The organism is Haloarchaeobius amylolyticus (assembly GCF_026616195.1).
Taxonomy (GTDB): domain Archaea; phylum Halobacteriota; class Halobacteria; order Halobacteriales; family Natrialbaceae; genus Haloarchaeobius; species Haloarchaeobius amylolyticus.
This window is the reverse complement of the sequence record NZ_JANHDH010000003.1, coordinates 465,790-484,057: the sequence shown is the minus strand read 5'-3', so window position 1 is coordinate 484,057 and position 18,268 is coordinate 465,790. Positions and strand designations below refer to the sequence as shown.

Below are 18,268 nucleotides of genomic sequence, written 5' to 3'. Positions count from 1 at the left end.
GACCGCAGCCATATATAAAACCCACACCAGATGGTGGTCGCAGGACTATCCTGCACAATCGGAAATAGTGTGTCAATGTCTACCGAAACAGGTGGCACGTACACGGTCGACACGGAACCGTCCGCACGGAACATCGAGGACGTGAACCTACAGGAGTTCGCGATGCGGCCGGTCGCGAAGTTCGTCGTGGCGTTCCTCATCGGCGGGGTGTTCTTCCTCCTGCCGGTGCCGTACCAGGGCGAGATAACCGTCCCCTTCGACATCGCGGTCAGCACCATCACGGAGACCTTCCCGGACGCGGTCGGCGTCTACTCGCTGGCCATCATCGTCGCCGGGGGCGTGCTGACCACGCTCGCGATGGTGGGTGACGGCGAGTTCCGCGACTTCGACCTCTCGTCCTTCGAGACCTCGGGCGTGTTCTGGTTGCTCCGCGTGTCCGGTCTCGTCCTCGCCCCGGTCATGTTCTTCAAGCTCGGTCCCGGCTGGCTGCACACGCCCGGGACCGGTGGGCTCATGTGGGGGACGCTGGTGTACAGCGTCGGTATCATCATCCCTATCGGCGCAATCTTCATCACCATCTTCGTCGAACTGGGCGGGCTGGAGTTCGTCGGCACCCTCGCGCGTCCCGTGATGAAGCCGTTGTTCAAGGTGCCCGGGCGCGCCGCGCTGGACAGCCTCGCCTCGTGGGTCGGCTCCTACAGCGTCGGCCTCTACGTCACCCGGAACGTCTTCGAGCAGGGCGGCTACCACAAGCGCGACGTGTTCACCATCGCGACCTGCTTCTCGACGGTGTCCGTCGGCTTCGTCGGTGTGGTCGCGGCGACGCTGGACATGCTCCCCCTGTTCCCCCTCATCTTCGCGGCGTACTTCTTCTGTGTCACCGTCACCGCGATAATCCTCGTGCGGATTCCCCCCATCTCGACCACGGACCCGGAGTACATCGCGGAGCCGGACCCGGAACTCGCGTTCTCTGGGTCGCCCGGTGACTACGTCAAGCTCGCCATCAGCGAGGCCGTCGGCAAGGCCGAGGAGGGCGAGTCGTTCGTGCAGGCTGCAAAGCGCGGGTTCGTCGATGGCCTGCAGCTGACGAGTCTCATCCTGGGGACCATCCTCGCGGTCGGGCTGGCCGCGACGCTCCTGTCCGCGAACACGCCAGTCTTCGACATCCTCGGGAAGCCCCTCACGCCGGTCGTCGCCGCACTCGGCATCCCGAACGCCGAGACAGTCGCGCCCGCGACCATCGTCGGCATCACCGAGATGTACGTCCCGGTCCTGCTGGTGACGGGCGTGGCGGTGAAGGCGAAGTTCTTCGTCGCCGTCCTCGCGGTCTCCCAGCTCATCTTCTTCTCCAGCGTCGGCCCGATGATCATGGACATGTTCAGCGACGTGCCCATCCGCTTCCGGGACCTGCTGGCGCTGTTCGTCCTCCGGACGGTCATCCTGCTCCCGCTCATCGCGGGCATCACCCATCTGGTCGCCGCGCTGGGGCTGCTGTAGTCCTGCTACAGGTACTCGACCAGCGAATCGGCGATCTTCTTCTCGGCACGGCGCAGGTGGTCCTCGACGGTCCGGCGCTTGACACCGATGACCGCGGCGATCTCCTCGGTCGTCGTCTCCCGCGGAAGTTCGTAGTAGCCGCGTTCGTGGGCGGTCAGGAAGGCCTCGCGCTGGCGTGAGGACAGCTCCGGTAACACGGCGTCGACCGTGAGCAGTGGCGCGTCGGGCGTCACCGACCGTATCTCACGCTTCGACTCCACCGACACGGTGCACTCCTCGGTGAGGTCGTGATACACGGCCGACAGCGAGTCCGCATCCAGGGCGAGTGCCCGGACGTGTTTCGCGCCATCGACGTACTTCAGCGGCGGCACGAGGAGACAACCGTGGCTGGCGAGGTAGGTCTCGACGTTGTTCTCCATGTGGGCGGTCAGGCAGTCGGCGGTGATGAGAACCTGTTCGTTCCCCTGTGAGAGGCGCTCCCTGATACCGACCGTCTGTTCCACCTCGTCGAGCACGCGGTCGCCGCCCGAACCACTGACGTGCAACAGGTCGCAGTGGTCGTTACACCACACCTCGATGGAGGTGTCGGTCCCATCGGTCGCGACCTCGTACGCCCCGCCACCCACGATGCGGAACACGGCCTCGTACATGGCCACCCTATCGCACGGACTATATAAAAGTATGACCGAACGGAGGGGGTATTCTATCCAACTGGCGGTCCATCGTTATGGTATGGCGCAACAACCCGAGTCCGAGGAGCGACACGATGTCGGCGAACCCTCCGAGCAGTGGCGGGAGTACCAGGGGGCACCGACAGGCACGGACATCGAGTGCAAGGGGTGGCGACAGGAGGCCGCCCTGCGCATGCTGAACAACAACCTCGACCCCGAGGTCGGTGAGAAGCCCGAGGACCTCGTCGTCTACGGCGGCACCGGCCGCGCGGCCCGGAGCTGGGACGCCTACGATGCCATCCTCGACGAGCTCCGGAACCTGGAGGACGACGAGACGTTGCTCGTCCAGTCCGGCAAGCCCGTCGGCGTCTTCCAGACCCACGAGCGCGCCCCGCGGGTCCTCATCGCGAACTCGAACCTCGTCGGGAAGTGGGACGACTGGGAGCACTTCCACGAACTCGAGTCGAAGGGGCTCATCATGTACGGCCAGATGACGGCCGGGTCGTGGGCCTACATCGGCACGCAGGGCATCATCCAGGGGACCTACGAGACGCTGGCCGAACTGGCCCGCCAGCACTACCCCGACAACGACGGCCTGCGGGGGAAGATCACCGTCACGGGCGGCCTCGGCGGCATGGGCGGCGCACAGCCCCTCGCCGTGACGATGAACCACGGGGTCTGCATCGCGGCCGAGGTCGACGAACACCGCATCGACCGCCGCATCGAGACGGGCTACTGCATGGAGAAGACCGACGACCTCGACGAGGCCATCGAGAAGGCCCAGGAAGCCGCCGCGAACGGCGAGCCGTACTCCATCGGCCTACACATGAACGCGGCCGACATGTTCGAGGGCATGGAGGAGCGCGGGTTCGTCCCGGACGTGGTCACCGACCAGACCTCCGCCCACGACGAACTGGAGGGGTACTACCCGTCGGGCTACACCGTCGCGGAGGCCGACGAACTCCGCGAGCGCGACCCCGAGAGGTACGTCGCGGAGAGCATCGACACGATGGAGCGCCACGTCGACGGCATCCTCGCGATGCAGGACGCGGGCGCCATCGCCTTCGAGTACGGCAACAACATCCGCGGGCAGGTCAAGGAGTACAAGGGCCGCGAGGATGCCTTCGACTTCCCCGGTTTCGTCCCGGCCTACATCCGGCCGCTGTTCTGCCGGGGCAAGGGCCCGTTCCGCTGGGCCGCGCTCTCTGGTGACCCCGCCGACATCCACCGGACCGACGAGGCAGTCAAGGAACTGTTCCCCGAGAAGGAGCACCTCCACCGCTGGATCGACCTCGCACAGGAGCAGGTCCACTTCCAGGGGCTGCCGAGCCGGGTCTGCTGGCTGGGCTACTCGACGGACGACGACGGCCTGACCGAGCGCGCGAAGTTCGCCCTCAAAATCAACGAACTCGTCGCCGAGGGCGAGATCTCGGCCCCGGTCGTGGTCACCCGCGACCACCTCGACGCCGGCTCCGTGGCCTCCCCGAACCGCGAGACGGAGGCCATGCAGGACGGCTCCGACGCGGTCGCGGACTGGCCCATCCTGAACGCCCTGCTCAACACCGCCTCCGGCGCGGACATCGTGTCGGTCCACGACGGCGGCGGGGTCGGCATCGGGAACTCGCTGCACACGAACAACCACGTCGTCCTCGACGGGTCGGACCTCGCCGCCGAGAAGGCGAAGCGCGTCTACACCACCGACCCCGGCATGGGCGTCATCCGCCACGCCGACGCCGGCTACGAGGAGGCGCTGGACGAAGCGACAGTTTCGAACGTCCGGGTGCCGATGCGAGAGGACGAATGACGACCTTCACAGACCCACCGACGTGGCAGGGCACGTCCAGCGACCCGAACGACGAGCAGTTCGGGCACGTGGTCGAACCGGCCACGCTCGACACCGCGAGCGAGTACGACGCGGTCCTCGTCGGCGAACCCTACGACGGCGCGGTCATCGGCCGCAAGGGCGCAGCCGACGGTCCAAGGGCCATCCGCGAGTCCCTCGCGGGCGTGAAGACGCACCACTTCGACGCCGGCCCGGTCGGAAGCGTCGGCGACCTGGGCGACGTGGCCATCCCGAGCGGGGGCGTGGCGATGGTGCAGGACATCCTCGCCGACACGACCGCGGCGGTCCACGAGACCGACGCGCTCCCGGTGTTCCTCGGCGGCGACAACTCCCTGACGGTCCCGAACGCCAGCCCGCTCCTCGACTCGGGGTCCGTGGGCGTCCTGAACTTCGACGCCCATCTGGACTGCCGCGAGGTGCCCGAGGACGGCCCGACGAGTGGCACCCCGTACCGCCAGCTGTTCGAGAAGGGGCTCGAATCCTACGCCTGCGTCGGCGCCCGTCACTTCGAGACCTCCAGTGCCTACGACGACTTCGTCCGCGAGAAAGAGGCCGAGGTCCGCGTCGCCGAGGAGGTCGGCGACGACCCGGTCGATTGCGTCGACAGGGCACTGAACTCGCTGGGTGACGTGGACCACCTGTACGTCTCGGTCGACGTGGACGTGCTGGATGCGGCCCTCGCGCCCGGCGCGAGCGCGCCGACCCCCGGCGGCATCACAACGCGCGAACTCTACCGCATGCTCCGGCTGGCCGCGAGCGACGACCGGGTGGCTGGCTTCGAGGTGGTCGAGACCGCGCCGCCGCTGGACCGCAACGGGGTGACGGTCGACGCGGCCGCCAGGGCCGTCGCCCACTTCCTCGCGGGGTGGTCGGCGTGACCGACCTCGTCGTCTACGACATCGAGGAACTGGCGGTCGGGCCCGGCACCGACGAACCGATGGAGTTCGTCCACAACGCGGCCGTCGCGGTCGCGGATGGCGAGGTCGTCGCCGTCGGCGACACCGACGCGGTGACCAGCGAGCACCCGCCGTCGAGTGCGGACGAGAGCTACGACGCGGCCGGACAGGCCGTGGTCCCGGGCTTCGTCGACCCGCACACCCACGCCCTGTTCGCCGGGGACCGTTCCGACGAGTTCGAGGCCAAGCTCCGCGGGCAGACCTACCAGGAGATACTCGCCGAGGGCGGTGGTATCCTCCGGACCGTCGAGGCGGTCCGGCAGGCCGACGAGGATACCCTGCTCGCGAACCTCATGTCCCACCTCGACGTGATGCTCGAGCACGGCACCACCACCGTCGAGGTGAAGTCCGGCTACGGCCTCGACACCGAGACCGAACTCCGGATGCTGCGGGTCATCGGCCGTGCCGACGAGCAGCACCCCGTCGACGTGATTCCGACGTTCATGGGCGCCCACGCCGTCCCGCAGGGGATGGACACCCGTGAGTACGTCGAGGAGGTCTGCGAGGAGCAGATTCCCGCGGTCGCCGACCAGGGCATCGCGACGTTCTGTGACGTGTTCTGCGAGGAGGGCGTCTTCTCGGTCGAACAGTCCCGGCGTATCCTCAAGGTCGGGCGCGACCACGGTCTCACGCCGAAGGTCCACGCCGAGGAGCTGGCCCACATCGGCGGGACCGAACTCGCCGCCCAGATCGGCGCGACCAGCGCCGACCACCTGCTCTACTCGACCGAGGACGACGTGGACGCGCTGGTCGAGGCCGGGGTCGTCCCCGTCCTGCTGCCGGGCACCGCCTTCGGCCTCGGCGAGGAGTACGCCGACGCCCAGCTGATGCTGGAGCGTGGCGCCCCGGTCGCCATCGCGACCGACTTCAACCCGAACTGTCACAGCCACAGCATGGGCTTCGCCCAGTCGCTGGCCTGCGTCGGCATGGGCATGACGCCGGCCGAGGCGCTCCGGGCGAGCACGACGAACGCGGCGGCCGCCCTCGACCTGCCCGCCAGGCACGGGACCCTGCGCGAGGGGGCACCCGCCGACATCACGATTCTCGACGCCCCGTACTCCCGCCACGTCCCCTACCAGTACGGGACGAACGTGGTGGAGACGGTGTTCAAGGCCGGCGAGCGCGTCCACGGCTGACCCGCCTCCGGCACTGGCACCGGAACAACTTTCATTCCTCTGTGGGACTGGCAGATTATGAACACGTCCGCCCATCGACCGGTCCTCCCCAGCGTCGCGCTCGCTGGTCTGGTGCTGTTCGTCGGCTCGCTCGGCGCCCGTGTCACCCAGAGTCTCGTGCTCGGCCTCGGTCTGTCCCCGGATATGGTCTTCACCGGCTTCGGGACGAACACGGTCCTGACACTCGCACTCTTCTGTCTCGTCGGTGGGCTCCTCAGCCGACCTCCCTCCTCCGGGGCTGTGTCCAGTCCGGCGAACCGCCTGTTCCTGGTCGGGGCAAGTCTCGTCGTGCTGGCTGCTGTCATCACCATCACACTGCAATCGGCCCCGACCGTTGGCCTGGCCACGCTGGCGTGGATATACGGCCCGACGGTGGTCACGGCACTGGGGGTCTTCGTCGTCCTGACACGGTGTCTGGCGGGACGGCCGGACCTCGCCAGCGACCGCGACGGCGGGCTGTGGGAACGGGTCGGCGTCTCGAGTACCACCGAGCCCGCGAAGGAGGGCTACCTTCCGTTCGATGCTGGGCCACTCGGTGACATCGCGTACGTGGCGGTCGCGGTGGCCGTGGTCCAGTTGCTCCTCGGCGTCTTCGGCTGGCCGTCGCTGTCGGTCCTGGGCGGTGACCTCTGGAAGGTCGGGTGGGCGTCGTTCGCCCTGGTCGCCGGGCCCACCGGGGCCCTCCTCGTTGCACTCGGCGTGGTGTTCCGACGCGAGTTCTCGGTTCCGACCGTCGTCGTCGCCGCTGGAGCGCTCACCGTGGTCGTGGGGTCACTCGGCGCTTCGCTGCTCGTGGTCGACCCCGGGAAGTACGAGGTGGTGCTGGCCAACACCGTCGGCCAGCTGCGGTGGGTGGGCCGGTTCGTCGCTGCGGTGGTACTGTTCAGGGCCGTGTTCGGCCTTCGCGCCGCAGTGGCACCGACGAACCGCGACACCCCGTCGCGCCAGGCGACAGATTCCTGGTGAAGACGGCGCTCAGTACGTCACGACCTCGTAGCCGTCGTCGACCAGTTCCCTGACGCTCGGGTGCCCGTCGAACTCCGAGACGCGCTCGACGCCCGCGTCCTCGATAGCGTCGTCCTGCTCGAAGGCGCTCACGCAGAAGTCACAGACCTGCACGTGCTCCTCCAGCGATTTGTACAGCGCGTGGGCGTCGTGGTCCTCGTCCTCCAGTTCGGCGATCCACTCGGTGCCGGCGCCGTCGAAGATGAGTTCGAGGTCGTCGCCGGCCTCCGCGAACTCCGTTGCGGCTTCCAGAGCGTTGAACACGCGACCGAGGTCGGCGTGGGATTCTGTGCCTGCGAGTACGATGATGGCTGCTTTCGACATCGTGGTCGCTCCTCGGCGGGCGCCGGCCTTCAGGGTTGAGCAGTCGTGCGTTTTCGACACGAGTCCGGGTGACGGTTATGGTGGCCGACGGAGGTATCATGGGGGACCGAGCCCTGAGTGGCCGGTATGGACGATGCCGACACCGACGCGCTCCTCCGGGCCCTCTACGAGCACCTCCACGCGACCGAGGAACTCCCCATCGAACGGACCGCGAGCCGCTGGATCGCCGAGGCGGAGGCGGTCGCGGGCGACCTCGCGGACTCCGAGCTGGCAGACTCGGTCGTCCGCGAACGCGTCGGCCACGTCGAGCACCTGCTCGCACAGGTCGAGGGGACGGGCAGCGAGGAAGCCGACGAGCACGTCAGGCAGGCGAAGGACATCGTGGACCGGATTCTCGCGGCGTGAGCCGGTCGCAGGCACCTACTCCCGCGTGTTGACCGCCTCGGACAGGCGTTCGTGAGGTCGCCGGAGCGCCCCGCTCTCGACCTCGTAGACGTACCCGTGGACCGTCACGTCGTCCGGGATGAAGGGGTGGTTCTTGAGGAAGGCGACCTGTCGCTCGCAGGCGTCGTCGATGTCGTCGGTCATCCGGATCCACTCGGCCAGCGAGGCGTCACCGATGTTCAACGCGGGCAAGGACGGGTCGAGTTCGACGCGGTCGATGTCGCCGCCGCAGGCGTGTTCGAGCCCCTCGACGACCGTCTCGTCGGGGGCGCTCATCATCCCGCAATCGGTGTGGTTCACGACGATTATCTCCTCGGTGTCGAAGAAGTTGGTCGTCAACGCGGCACTGCGGATCACGTCGTCGGTCACCTTCCCGCCGGCGTTCCGGAACACGTGGGCGTCCCCGAGTTCGATACCGAGGGCGTCCTCCAGCGGGATGCGTTCGTCCATGCACGCGATGACGAGCAGTTGCTCGTCGTTCGGGATGCCCTTCTGGCGGCGGCGTGCCCAGTCGTCGCGGTCCTCGATGCCCTGGTCTACCCATTCGTGCACAAGTCCGGGCGTCGGTGGGCTGGTCTCCCCTGACATTGTACAGGTCTTCGACGCCGAGCGCAACACCTCTTTGCCATGCAGTATCAGGCCAGACGTAACAGGCAAGAACCGACCGACGCGGGCGGTCCGGCAGCCGGGTCAGTCCTGTGCCCGGTGTATCCACTCCTCGTCGAGGTAGGCGTCTAGACACACCGGGCAGAGCACTATCTGCACCGACCGGTCACCCCCGCAGACGAGGTCCCGTTCCCGCCCCCGGGCCTGGTTGCAGTTACTGCACGTCCGGGTCGTCGACGGTCCCTGTCCTCCGGCGTCGTTCCGGTCGAATCCCTGCATCGGTGAGTGGAGTGGCCCCTCGTCGCGGTGGGCGTCGTGTGCCGACCGTCGTCACAGGTCAGCCACCGACCGAACGACCCTCTACCGGGAGAGATGGCAGGCAGAGGGATACGTCTCGCCTTGGCATCCGAAGGGCGACTACGGTTGCCTGACCGACTCGACGCCCGAGAACTCGAACCGGGCGCCGCCGTCCTCGCCCGCCGTCACCGAGCACTCCCAGCCGTGTGCCTCGGCGATGGCCTCCACGATGGCCAGGCCGAACCCGGTCCCGGTCGCCGAGGAGGTGTACCCGGACTCGAACACGTGCTCTCGCGCCGACCGCGAGATACCCGGGCCGTCGTCCTCGACGGCGAACCCGCCGTCGAACTGGTCGACCCGGACCGAGACGCCGTCGCCGCCGTGTTCGATACAGTTCCGGAACAGGTTCTCGAACAGTTCCGTGACCCGTGAGGGGTCCGCCCGCACGAACGGGTTCGTCCCGTTCGTCTCCACGGTCAACTCGGCGTGGCCCGTCTCGACGTTCTCCCAGGCGTTGTAACAGATCGCGCTGATGTCGGTGGCCTTCGGTTCGTCGATGACGCGACCCTGCCGCGCCAGCGTCAGCACGTCTTCGATGAGCTCTTCCATCCGGTCGAGTGCGCCATCGAGCCTGTCGAGGTGCTCGCTGTCGGTCTCCTCGCGGGCGAGTTCGAGCCGGATGCTCGCGACGCTCAGCGGGTTCCGGAGGTCGTGACTGATGACGCCCGCGAACTCGTCGAGGCGCTCGTTCTGTCGTTCGAGTTCCCGTTGGCGGTCGAGGCCGGCGAGTGCCGTCTCGACGTTCTGGGCGAGTATCTGGACGAGCGCCACGTCGGTCGCGTCGAACACCCGGGACTCCTCGGTCGCACACACAACGAGGCCGTCTGCCCCGAACGGGGCGACGATGGCACTGCCCAGTGGCACGTTCGCCGGGAAGGCGTCCACCGGCACGTCGTCGACCGTCTCGGTCTCGCCACCCTCGAACAGTTCCCACAGCCAGCCACCGCCCGGATGCTCGTGTTCTGCGCCGTCACCACGGACGAAGTGGCCGGAGTCGGCCGACAGGACGAGGTCGGTGCCGGCGTCACAGACGTACCACACCGACGACCACGGGTACCCGAGCAACTGTTCGGCGGCGTCGACGACGACCTCGGCCAGCCCCTCGCGCGACTCGGCGTCGATGAGGCGCCGGGTCGCGCCGTGGAGTGCCTCCAGCTGTTCCCTGTGCTCGCGTTCTTCGCTGATGTCGGAGGCCGAGCCGACGATCTGTGTCACCTCCCCGTCGATGACGACCGGGGCGAGCTTGGTGTGCCACGTCCGGAACCCGCCCGGGAGGTCGAGTTCCTCCTCGTAGGAGATGGGTGCCCGTCGCTCCAGGCACCGTCGGTAGTTCACCTCCATCTGGCCGCCGAGTTCCTCGCCGAACGCCTCGACCGGCGTCTTGCCGTGGACTTGTTCCGATGAGAGCCCCGTCACGAACTCCTCGGTCGGGTTGAACCGCGAGAACCGGACCTCGTCGCCGTCGACGGAGAGGAGAAAGAGTGCGTCCTGTGAGTTCTCGAAGACGGTCTGGTACTCCTCTTTGACCCGTTCGAGTTCGTGCTCGCGCTGCTTGCGCTCGGTCACGTCCCTGCTGATACCGATGATCCGCGAGACCTCCCCGTCCTCGTTGAACTGTGGGAACTTCTCGTCGACGAAGACCAGGCGCCTGCCATCGATGTGCCTGACCGTCTCCCGTCTGTCCGTCGTCCCCGTCTCGACGATGTGGCGGTCGATGGTCGCTATCTTCCCGGCACTCCCGGCGTCGAAGATGTCGTCGTCGGTCTTGCCGACGACCTCAGTCGGGTCACGGCCGAACAACGCGGCACCGGCCTCGTTCATCCACTCGTACCGGCCGTCGAGGGACTTGACGTACACCGCGTCCGTCGTGTTCTCGAATATCGTCTCGAGCTGTCGTTCGGCCCGTTTGCGGGCGGTGACGTCCCGCAGGTCGACGACCACCGACTCGGTCGCGTCCTCGGCCAGCACGGTCGCCGTCGCCTCGAACCAGCGCCAGGCCCCGCCGGCATCGCGCACCCGGAACTCGACTGTGTCGACCGGCATGACGCTCCCGTCGGCCAGCATCCGCCGGAACAGCGGCTGGTCGTCCGGGTGGACGTACTCCGAGAGGTGGTCCCCGACGAGGGTCCCCGAGTCGTACCCCAGGACGCGCTGGCTCGACCCGCTGGCGAACGACACCACGCCGTCGTCGTCCACGAGCGTCAGCAACGACGACGAGCAGTCGAGCAACTGGTCGAGGTAGTGCCCACTCTCCATGGCTCTAGCTACAGGTGGAGGCGATATAATCTAGCGTATCAGCGAAAATCTGGGGGTTCGACGGGTCGAAACGGGGCTCCAGTGGTGAGCACCGACCGTGCTCAGAGCGGCTCGTCGCCCTCGATGATGCGCTCGGCCCGGTCGGCCAGCGCCGGCACGCGGTCCTCCATCAGGGGATACATCGGGTCGTCGCTGTTCCCCTCGAGGTAGCGCCGGAAGAACATCTCGCCGAGCCCGGCGAGCTTGTACACCGCCAGTGCCCGGTAGAACCGGTCGCGTTCGAACGTGAACCCGGTCTGGGCCTCGTAGCGGTCGACCAGCTCCCGCCGGGTCGGGTAGTCCTCGTCCTGCATGAACGTCGCCGTCAGTTCGGGAACCGCGGGCTCGGGGTCCTTCGCGTCGCGCCAGTACGACAGCATCCAGCCGAAGTCGGCCAGCGGGTCGCCGAGGGTGCTCATCTCCCAGTCGAAGACGGCCACCAGCTCCGGCGGAGCCTCGGGCGCGAACATGACGTTGTCGAGCTTGTAGTCGCCGTGGACCAGCGTCTCGGGGTGGTCCTCGGGGACGTTGTCCTGGAGCCACTCGCCGACGCGGTGGAGGGTCGGGACCTCGCGCTCCTCGGCCGTGACCTGGAACGCCCAGCCGAGTTGCTTCTGCCAGCGGTCGACCTGTCGCTGGGTGTACCCGGGCGCCCGACCGAACTCGCCGAGGCCGACCGCTTCGGGGTCGACCGCGTGGATGCTCGCGAGCGTGTCGACGAGTTCCTCGCCGATGCGCCGGCGGTGCTCGGGCGCGGCGAACACCTCGGGCTCGCGCTCGCGCAGCACGTGCCCCTCGACCCGGTCCATCACGTAGAAGTCCGCGCCGAGGACGTCGTGGTCGTCGCAGGCGCGGACGGTCCCGGGAACCGGCACGTCGGTGTCCTGCAGGGCCGCCATGACGCGGTACTCCCGCAACACGTCGTGGGCGGTGTCGGCGGTCTCGCCCGGTGGCGGCCGCCGGATGACGAGCTCGCGGTCGCCCCAGGTGACGAACAGCGTCTCGTTCGAGTGGCCCTCCTGGTGGTGTTCGACGGCGAAGGATTCGGCGTCACCGAGTTCCCGGCGCAGGTACGACTCCAGGGCGTCCTCGTCGACGAGTCGGTCGAAGTAGGACTCGTCTGTGTGTGGGTCGGTCACAGGTTTACCTCCATTCCTACCTACCTTTGCAACTTTCCGCATGTTAAAGATTTACACACCTCGAGTGTGTTGCCGGTGCCATGGAGTACACCGATTCCGAGACCGCACGAGACCTCGCGGCCCGGGCACGGGCGTTCGTCGAGGAGTACGTCGTTCCGGTCGAACGCGAGCATCTGGGCGGCGAGCCGGTGGACGAGGCGACCATCGCGGACCTGCGCGCGAAGGCTCGCGAGCACGACGTCTACGCCCCGCAGATGCCCGAGGAGTACGGTGGCCTCGGCCTCGACTTCCGCGACGTGTTGCCCCTCTTCGAAGAGGCGGGCCGCAGCCTGCTCGGCCCGAGCGCGATGCGCATCGCAGCCCCCGACGAGGGCAACATGCACACGCTCGAACTGGTCGGCACCGAGGCCCAGAAGGAGGAGTGGCTGCGCCCCCTCGTGGCCGGCGACATCCGGTCGGCGTTCTCGATGACGGAACCCCACGACGGCGGCGGCTCCGACCCCAAGATGATCCGCACGACGGCCGAGAAAGATGGCGACGAGTGGGTCATCAATGGCCACAAGTGGTGGACGACGCAGGGCTCGGAGGCCGACCTGCTCATCGTCATGGCCCGGACCGACCCCGACGCCCACCCCTACCGGGGCACCTCGCTGTTCCTCGTCCCGGCCGACACCGAGGGCGTCGAGATCGTCCGTGACATCCCCCACGTCGGCGGGAACGTCACCGGCGGGAGCCACGCCGAGATACTGTACGAGGACGTGCGGGTCCCCGAGGAGAACCTCCTCGGCACCGAGAACGCGGGCTTCAAGCACGCCCAGCAGCGCCTCGGTCCCGCCCGCCTCACCCACTGCATGCGCTTCTCCGGGATGGCCCAGCGCGCCCTCGACGTGACCACCGCCTACACCAGCGAGCGCGAGGCGTTCGGCTCACCTCTCGCGGAGAAGCAGGCCATCCGGTACGAGATCGCCGACGCCGAGATACAGCTCCACGCCGCGAGGACGATGATACGCGACGCGGCCGACCGCATCGCCGCGGGTGAGGAGGCGCGCATCCCCGTCGCGATGGCGAAGGTGTTCACCGCGAACACCGTCCAGGACATCATCGACACCTGCGTCCAGTTCTGCGGCGGCAACGGCATCGGGAAGGACCTGCCCCTCGCGGACTTCTACGAGGACGTCCGCGCCTTCCGCATCATCGACGGGGCCGACGAGGTCCACAGACGCGTCATCGCCCGCGAGGCGTTCGACGACGTGGACGAGTCCGAACTCGACGTGCTGACGCGCTTCGGCGAGCCGAACCGGTGAGTCGCCGGGTGGCTGCGGCGACCGCCAGCCCGTCCCCGGCTCAGAACGGGAGCGGGAAACTGCCGGCGCTGAGCCACACCATGACGGCGATGAGACAGAGCTGGAAGAAGCCCTGCAGCCCGGAGAGTCTGGCGTTTCGCATCCCGATGCGGCTCACGACCTCGTGGTCGGGGTTCGCCGACCGCATCTCGGTGTAGATGCGGACCTCGCCGGGCAGTAGCAGGCCGAAGCCCTGGACGGAGAGGATGGTGACGACGGCGAGCGCGAGTGCGATGGGCACGGGAATCGTCCCGAGGTTCTGGTAGGAGGTCGCGACCCAGGCGAGACTCCCGACGGTGACGACGGCCTGCCAGCCTTGCCAGCGCCAGTCACCCAGCGCGTCGAAGTTCCAGCCGATGAGTGCCACCGCGGGGACGAGGTTGACCGCGGTGAAGACGGCCAACCACGCGTTCGAGTGCGGGAACCACCCCTCCCGGATGGCCAGCGTGATGCCTCCGAAGATGGTCGTCAGGGCGAGGACGGGCAACAGGAAACCTGTCTTCGGCGTCAGTCGCTCGAAGACGTTGGCCTTCTCCGACTCCGAGAGCCCGCCGATGACCGGCCCGAGGACCAGCCCGAAGAACAGGTCGGTGCCGGTCCACATCACGCCCGCCATCACGTGGACGTAGATGTGGTGCTGGAGCGGCGCCACCTCGACCGCGTAGGCCAGCGCCAGCAGCGGGACGACCACCACCCCGACCGCGAACGCCGGGTTGGCCTGCTCGGCCATCCCGACCACAGTCCCCCTGATACCCTCACGGGCGTCCGATTCCGTTCCCCCCACAGCCTCGTGCGATTGCTCGGCTGACATGTCTGCCAGTGGTATGGTGACTGCCCCCTCTTAGGATTTTTCGCCGCATCGGCCGCGAGGCCGACCCTGACCACGGTCCTGGCCCCCTGTGGTCGCCCTCGGGGCGGAACTGACGCCCTGTTTATATTACCCTGCTCGTCGAACCGATTCCTATGGCCCTGGCTGACAGCTATCGCGGCGCCCACGGGGAGCGACCGGCATGAGCCACGCGGGCGACCGGTCGCCGGCCGCCAGCCTCACGCTGCTCGACGCCACGATGGTCGGCATCGGCGCGATGATCGGCGCGGGCATCTTCGTCCTGACGGGACTCGCGGCGCGAGGCGCCGGGCCTGCCGCGCTCGTCGTCTTCGCGCTCAACGGTGGCGTCACGACGTTCACCGCGCTCTCGTACGCCGAACTCGCGGCGGCCATCCCCCGGAACGGCGGCGGGTACGCCTACGTCCGCGAGGTGTTCTCCGCGCCGGTCTCGTTCGTCATGGGCTGGACGCGCTGGTTCACGTACATGATCGCCGGGGCGCTGTACGCGCTCGGGTTCGCCTCGAACTTCGTCGAGTTCTTCCACCTCTACGGCATCGGCCTCCCCGGCCCGCCGGTCGTCTACGCGCTGGCGGCCGTCGCCGCGTTCGTGACGCTCAACGCCGTCTCGACCGAGGCCAGTGGCAGCGCAGAGACGGTCATCACGCTCGTGAAGATACTCATCCTGCTCGTCTTCGTCGCGTTCGGGCTCTCGTTCGTCGACCTGGGGAACTTCGAGCCGCTGTTCCCCAACGGCCCGGTCGCCATGCTGCCCGCGATGGGGCTGACCTTCATCGCGTTCCAGGGCTACGACCTCATCGCGACCGTCACCGAGGAGGTCGAGAACCCACAGCAGAACATCCCGCGAGCCATCCTGCTCTCGGTGCTGGTGACCATCGTGGTCTACCTGCTCGTCGTGTTCGTCGCCATCGGCACCCTCGGGGCAGAGGGCCTCGGCGGGGCCGGCGAGACGGCCATCGCGCAGGCCGCGGAGGGCTTCATGCCCGCGCTCCCGTTCATCGGGACCGGCGCGGCCATCATCGCCTTCGGGGCGGTCTTCTCGACCATCAGCGCGCTGAACGCGGTCGTCATCGGCTCCAGCCGGGTCGCGTTCGCCATGGGCCGGGAACGCCAGCTCCCCGCGCGGCTGGGGCGTCTGCACGTCAGGTACGGGACGCCCTTCGTCGCAATCGTCGCCAGTGCCGGCGTCATGCTGCTCGCCGTCCTCGTCGTCCCCATCCGCATCGTCGGGAACCTCGCGAGCCTGTTCTCGCTGCTCGGGTTCGTCATCGTGAACCTGAGCGTCATCCGGCTGCGCCGCCAGCAGCCCGACCTGCGCCGTCCCTTCGAGATACCGTACTACCCGATTCCGCCGATACTCGGCATCGTCCTGAACCTGCTGCTCGGCCTGTTCATCGACCCCGTCACGTGGGTGCTCGCGCTCGCGTGGCTCGGTCTCGGCATCGCCGTCTACTGGCTGCTGTCGCGCCGGGGCGCCGTCGACTCGGTCGAGGAGGTCGAGGACGTGGTCGGCGCGGGCGACACCGAGATCGCCGACCCCGAACAGGACGTCACCCTCCCCCCAGCGGACGAATCCACGGAGTAACCCATGTCACAGTCATCATCGCAAGACCTTCGCGTCATCGTCGCCGGCGGCGGAACCGTCGGCCTCCGGACCGCCGAACTGCTCGCCGACCGCGGCCACAGCGTCGTCCTCGTCGAACCCGACCCGGTACGGGCCGACCGTCTCAGCGACGAGTACGTCGGGACCGTCATCGAGGGGGACGCGGCCCGACCCTCCATCCTCCGACAGGCCCAGCCCGACCGCTCGGACGTGGTCGCCGCGCTCACCGACGACGAGGCCACGAACTTCGCGGTCTGTATGGCCGCCCAGCGCATGGCCGACATCCGGGCCGTCATGCGTATCTCCGAGGGCGAGGACGACCTCTACAGCGAGTACGTCGACGGGGTCGTCTTCCCGGAGTCGCTCGGGGCCCGCGCCGCGGTCAACGAGATAATCGTCGAGGGCGTCCGGACCCTGGAGGACATCGGGGGCGACGTCGAGGTGGTCGAGGTCGAGATCGCCGCCGACGCGCCCGCGGCCGGGAGGACGCTGGAGGAGGTGCGCCTGCCCCGCGGGAGTCTCATCGTCGTGGACTCGGCGGGGAACCGCCTCGGCGGCCCCGAGACGGTGCTGGAACCGGGCAACCGGTACGTGGTCGCCCTCGAATCAGACGTGGCGGACGAGGTGATGAACCTGCTCCGCGGCTGAGAATCAGACCCCTCGTGGCGTCGTCGCCTGCCCGAACGACGTTCGGGACAACACCTTCGCGGGTCCGTCGAGAAGTCGTCGCCGATGGACGTGAACTACGACGAGTTGCCACTGGTGTACTCGTGTTCTGGCTGTTCGAGCGCCGCACAGCTGGCCAACGACCTCGCGGTCAGGCTCGACCGCGAGGGCCGTGCCGAGATGTCCTGCATCGCGGGGGTCGGGGGTGACGTGGCGCCACTCGTCGACACCGCGACGAGCGGCCGGCCGACGCTCGTCATCGACGGCTGTCCACTCGAATGTGCCCGGACCTGTCTGGCGGACCACGACGTGACGCCGGACGAGCACGTCAACCTCGCGAAGGCGGGCGTCTCCAAGGAGTACCACACCGATTACGACGACGACCGGGCCGACGAGCTGTACGACCGGCTCGCCGAGGTCGCCGACTCGCTGGCGACGACCGCCTGAACCCTGGCCGGCTGCGACCCTTGCCGGTCACTCGGCCCGCACTCGGGCATCGCTGCGCTCCGGGTCGAACCCGGAGAAGGGCTGTGTCCGCTCGCTCCGGACCAGCTCCTCGTCGAGGACGGTCAGGCCCACGTCGCTCAGGTCGGTCGCGATGCGGGTCAGGTCGTCGCCGTCCTCGCCGATGACGGTCACGACGACGTTCCGCTCGCCCGTCGCCAGCTCCCGGACCCGGACCACGCCGGGGACCGACAGCGCGGCGTCGCTCATCGCCTCGCGTTCGGCGACCGGGGCGGTACAGACGATCTGGACGTGCAGCTGGTAGCCCGCCCTGTCGTAGTCGACGTCGGCGCTGTACCCGCCGATGATACCGTTCTCTTCGAGCCTGGCGATGCGCTTCCTGACCGTGCTCGGCGACGCGGGGATGGACGCCGCGATGTCCCGCGAGGAGACGTGTCTGGCGTCCTGTTGCAACCCGTGGAGGATGCGCCGGTCGAGCGCGTCGAGCCCGTCGAGCGTCACGGCATCCCCTCCGGTACTCCGGCCGGATCGCCACCGGTCCTGACGGCGAGCCAGCGGTCACGGTCGTGGCCGTGTCCCGCGGGCCCTCGTCGTCTCACGCGACGGGTCACTGCTCGTGGTCCTCCAGGAGCTGTGCGAGACACTCGTCGGCGAAGTCGGGCAGACAGATCTCGTTACCCTCCTTGATCTTGATGATGACGCCCTCGGTGTCCGTGAGGTAGAGGTGGACGGCGGTCGCACGCTCGTGTTCGACCACGAGGGTCCGCGCCGGCCCGAGGTGCGTGTAGACAGACTCGACGTACGGCCGGCGGAACAGGCCGATGGACCGGTGGACGACGGTGTCGAACTCGTGGGTCGACAGCTCCGTCCGCAGGTCGGGTCGGATGTACTCCACCGCGTAGTCGTAGCTCTCGGTGTCGAACGAGGCGACCCAGCGCAGGTCGTCGTCGAAGCGGTCGCGCAGGTAGGCGACGAGGCGGTCGTAGTTCGGGCTGGTACCGGTGTTGATTCTGGTCGTCATGGATGTCTGTG

General features: G+C 68.1%; 19 protein-coding genes. 10 read left to right on the top strand and 9 right to left on the bottom strand.

Annotated elements, in window-relative coordinates:
* Nucleotides 1-75 precede the first annotated feature (75 nt).
* Entirely contained in the window at nucleotides 76-1,497 is a 1,422-nt protein-coding gene (locus NOV86_RS19925; RefSeq protein ID WP_267643575.1) for a YjiH family protein, read from the top strand.
* Between the two features lie 5 nt (nucleotides 1,498-1,502).
* Here the strand turns inward: NOV86_RS19925 and NOV86_RS19920 are convergent, their stop codons facing one another.
* Nucleotides 1,503-2,147, bottom strand: a complete 645-nt coding sequence (locus tag NOV86_RS19920; RefSeq protein WP_267643574.1) for a helix-turn-helix domain-containing protein — start codon at nucleotides 2,145-2,147, stop codon at nucleotides 1,503-1,505.
* 82 nt (nucleotides 2,148-2,229) lie between these two features.
* On the opposite strand from NOV86_RS19920, the gene hutU reads away from it, so the two are divergent.
* From hutU to NOV86_RS19900, 4 genes are read left to right on the top strand one after another with little or no spacing between them, the layout of a single operon-like run.
* Nucleotides 2,230-3,972: a urocanate hydratase gene (gene hutU, locus NOV86_RS19915; protein WP_267643573.1), complete on the top strand. Its 1,743-nt coding sequence runs from the start codon at nucleotides 2,230-2,232 to the stop codon at nucleotides 3,970-3,972.
* Complete coding sequence (gene hutG, locus NOV86_RS19910) at nucleotides 3,969-4,889, top strand: formimidoylglutamase (protein WP_267643572.1); 921 nt, start codon at nucleotides 3,969-3,971, stop codon at nucleotides 4,887-4,889. Before hutU ends, hutG begins: the two co-directional genes overlap by 4 nt.
* 59 nt (nucleotides 4,890-4,948) lie before the next feature.
* Nucleotides 4,949-6,103 (top strand): imidazolonepropionase, encoded by a 1,155-nt coding sequence (gene hutI, locus NOV86_RS19905; RefSeq protein WP_303647892.1) that lies wholly within the window; start codon nucleotides 4,949-4,951, stop codon nucleotides 6,101-6,103.
* Nucleotides 6,104-6,160: 57 nt separating this feature from the next.
* On the top strand, nucleotides 6,161-7,108 hold the full coding sequence (locus NOV86_RS19900) for a hypothetical protein (protein WP_267643570.1): 948 nt from the start codon (nucleotides 6,161-6,163) through the stop codon (nucleotides 7,106-7,108).
* A gap of 9 nt (nucleotides 7,109-7,117) precedes the next feature.
* On the opposite strand, the gene NOV86_RS19895 is transcribed toward NOV86_RS19900, so the two are convergent.
* Nucleotides 7,118-7,471 (bottom strand): DsrE family protein, encoded by a 354-nt coding sequence (locus NOV86_RS19895; protein WP_267643569.1) that lies wholly within the window; start codon nucleotides 7,469-7,471, stop codon nucleotides 7,118-7,120.
* Between the two features lie 126 nt (nucleotides 7,472-7,597).
* Here NOV86_RS19895 and NOV86_RS19890 point away from each other — a divergent pair, with 126 nt between their 5' ends.
* Nucleotides 7,598-7,876: a DUF8152 family protein gene (locus tag NOV86_RS19890; protein WP_267643568.1), complete on the top strand. Its 279-nt coding sequence runs from the start codon at nucleotides 7,598-7,600 to the stop codon at nucleotides 7,874-7,876.
* Between the two features lie 15 nt (nucleotides 7,877-7,891).
* Here the strand turns inward: NOV86_RS19890 and NOV86_RS19885 are convergent, their stop codons facing one another.
* The 4 genes from NOV86_RS19885 to NOV86_RS19870 form a co-directional block, all read right to left on the bottom strand.
* Complete coding sequence (locus tag NOV86_RS19885; RefSeq protein WP_303647865.1) at nucleotides 7,892-8,503, bottom strand: beta-class carbonic anhydrase; 612 nt, start codon at nucleotides 8,501-8,503, stop codon at nucleotides 7,892-7,894.
* 102 nt (nucleotides 8,504-8,605) lie between these two features.
* Nucleotides 8,606-8,800, bottom strand: coding sequence for a hypothetical protein (locus NOV86_RS19880; protein ID WP_267643566.1), 195 nt, complete (start codon nucleotides 8,798-8,800; stop codon nucleotides 8,606-8,608).
* Nucleotides 8,801-8,938: 138 nt separating this feature from the next.
* Nucleotides 8,939-11,134: a sensor histidine kinase gene (locus NOV86_RS19875; protein ID WP_267643565.1), complete on the bottom strand. Its 2,196-nt coding sequence runs from the start codon at nucleotides 11,132-11,134 to the stop codon at nucleotides 8,939-8,941.
* Between the two features lie 101 nt (nucleotides 11,135-11,235).
* Complete coding sequence (locus NOV86_RS19870) at nucleotides 11,236-12,312, bottom strand: phosphotransferase family protein (protein ID WP_267643564.1); 1,077 nt, start codon at nucleotides 12,310-12,312, stop codon at nucleotides 11,236-11,238.
* An 80-nt stretch (nucleotides 12,313-12,392) separates the two neighbouring features.
* Here NOV86_RS19870 and NOV86_RS19865 point away from each other — a divergent pair, with 80 nt between their 5' ends.
* Nucleotides 12,393-13,616 carry an acyl-CoA dehydrogenase family protein gene (locus tag NOV86_RS19865; RefSeq protein WP_267643563.1) on the top strand — a complete coding sequence of 408 codons (1,224 nt, stop codon included), beginning with the start codon at nucleotides 12,393-12,395 and terminating at the stop codon, nucleotides 13,614-13,616.
* A gap of 40 nt (nucleotides 13,617-13,656) precedes the next feature.
* Here the strand turns inward: NOV86_RS19865 and NOV86_RS19860 are convergent, their stop codons facing one another.
* Complete coding sequence (locus tag NOV86_RS19860; protein ID WP_368408802.1) at nucleotides 13,657-14,385, bottom strand: hypothetical protein; 729 nt, start codon at nucleotides 14,383-14,385, stop codon at nucleotides 13,657-13,659.
* Nucleotides 14,386-14,665: 280 nt separating this feature from the next.
* Between NOV86_RS19860 and NOV86_RS19855 the strand changes: the two genes are divergently transcribed.
* The 3 genes from NOV86_RS19855 to NOV86_RS19845 all read left to right on the top strand — a co-directional run bounded on the left by NOV86_RS19855 (nucleotide 14,666) and on the right by NOV86_RS19845 (nucleotide 17,218).
* The gene (locus NOV86_RS19855; RefSeq protein ID WP_267643561.1) at nucleotides 14,666-16,087 is read left to right on the top strand and encodes an APC family permease; all 1,422 of its coding nucleotides are present in this window, start codon (nucleotides 14,666-14,668) and stop codon (nucleotides 16,085-16,087) included.
* A 3-nt stretch (nucleotides 16,088-16,090) separates the two neighbouring features.
* Nucleotides 16,091-16,753: a potassium channel family protein gene (locus tag NOV86_RS19850; RefSeq protein WP_267643560.1), complete on the top strand. Its 663-nt coding sequence runs from the start codon at nucleotides 16,091-16,093 to the stop codon at nucleotides 16,751-16,753.
* 84 nt (nucleotides 16,754-16,837) lie between these two features.
* Nucleotides 16,838-17,218 carry a putative zinc-binding protein gene (locus tag NOV86_RS19845; protein WP_267643559.1) on the top strand — a complete coding sequence of 127 codons (381 nt, stop codon included), beginning with the start codon at nucleotides 16,838-16,840 and terminating at the stop codon, nucleotides 17,216-17,218.
* A 27-nt stretch (nucleotides 17,219-17,245) separates the two neighbouring features.
* Here the strand turns inward: NOV86_RS19845 and NOV86_RS19840 are convergent, their stop codons facing one another.
* Both NOV86_RS19840 and NOV86_RS19835 read right to left on the bottom strand, forming a co-directional pair.
* Complete coding sequence (locus NOV86_RS19840; protein ID WP_267643558.1) at nucleotides 17,246-17,737, bottom strand: Lrp/AsnC family transcriptional regulator; 492 nt, start codon at nucleotides 17,735-17,737, stop codon at nucleotides 17,246-17,248.
* Between the two features lie 106 nt (nucleotides 17,738-17,843).
* Nucleotides 17,844-18,257 (bottom strand): DUF7522 family protein, encoded by a 414-nt coding sequence (locus NOV86_RS19835; RefSeq protein WP_267643557.1) that lies wholly within the window; start codon nucleotides 18,255-18,257, stop codon nucleotides 17,844-17,846.
* Nucleotides 18,258-18,268 lie beyond the last annotated feature (11 nt).

What these genes read in the sequence shown, in the direction of transcription:
- NOV86_RS19925 (WP_267643575.1), top strand. Translation starts at nt 76, where the DNA reads ATGTCTACCGAAACAGGTGGCACGTACACGGTCGACACGGAACCGTCC.
- NOV86_RS19920 (WP_267643574.1), bottom strand. Translation starts at nt 2,147, where the DNA reads ATGTACGAGGCCGTGTTCCGCATCGTGGGTGGCGGGGCGTACGAGGTC.
- hutU (WP_267643573.1), top strand. Translation starts at nt 2,230, where the DNA reads ATGGCGCAACAACCCGAGTCCGAGGAGCGACACGATGTCGGCGAACCC.
- hutG (WP_267643572.1), top strand. Translation starts at nt 3,969, where the DNA reads ATGACGACCTTCACAGACCCACCGACGTGGCAGGGCACGTCCAGCGAC.
- hutI (WP_303647892.1), top strand. Translation starts at nt 4,949, where the DNA reads ATGGAGTTCGTCCACAACGCGGCCGTCGCGGTCGCGGATGGCGAGGTC.
- NOV86_RS19900 (WP_267643570.1), top strand. Translation starts at nt 6,161, where the DNA reads ATGAACACGTCCGCCCATCGACCGGTCCTCCCCAGCGTCGCGCTCGCT.
- NOV86_RS19895 (WP_267643569.1), bottom strand. Translation starts at nt 7,471, where the DNA reads ATGTCGAAAGCAGCCATCATCGTACTCGCAGGCACAGAATCCCACGCC.
- NOV86_RS19890 (WP_267643568.1), top strand. Translation starts at nt 7,598, where the DNA reads ATGGACGATGCCGACACCGACGCGCTCCTCCGGGCCCTCTACGAGCAC.
- NOV86_RS19885 (WP_303647865.1), bottom strand. Translation starts at nt 8,503, where the DNA reads ATGTCAGGGGAGACCAGCCCACCGACGCCCGGACTTGTGCACGAATGG.
- NOV86_RS19880 (WP_267643566.1), bottom strand. Translation starts at nt 8,800, where the DNA reads ATGCAGGGATTCGACCGGAACGACGCCGGAGGACAGGGACCGTCGACG.
- NOV86_RS19875 (WP_267643565.1), bottom strand. Translation starts at nt 11,134, where the DNA reads ATGGAGAGTGGGCACTACCTCGACCAGTTGCTCGACTGCTCGTCGTCG.
- NOV86_RS19865 (WP_267643563.1), top strand. Translation starts at nt 12,393, where the DNA reads ATGGAGTACACCGATTCCGAGACCGCACGAGACCTCGCGGCCCGGGCA.
- NOV86_RS19860 (WP_368408802.1), bottom strand. Translation starts at nt 14,385, where the DNA reads ATGGCCGAGCAGGCCAACCCGGCGTTCGCGGTCGGGGTGGTGGTCGTC.
- NOV86_RS19855 (WP_267643561.1), top strand. Translation starts at nt 14,666, where the DNA reads ATGAGCCACGCGGGCGACCGGTCGCCGGCCGCCAGCCTCACGCTGCTC.
- NOV86_RS19850 (WP_267643560.1), top strand. Translation starts at nt 16,091, where the DNA reads ATGTCACAGTCATCATCGCAAGACCTTCGCGTCATCGTCGCCGGCGGC.
- NOV86_RS19845 (WP_267643559.1), top strand. Translation starts at nt 16,838, where the DNA reads ATGGACGTGAACTACGACGAGTTGCCACTGGTGTACTCGTGTTCTGGC.
- NOV86_RS19835 (WP_267643557.1), bottom strand. Translation starts at nt 18,257, where the DNA reads ATGACGACCAGAATCAACACCGGTACCAGCCCGAACTACGACCGCCTC.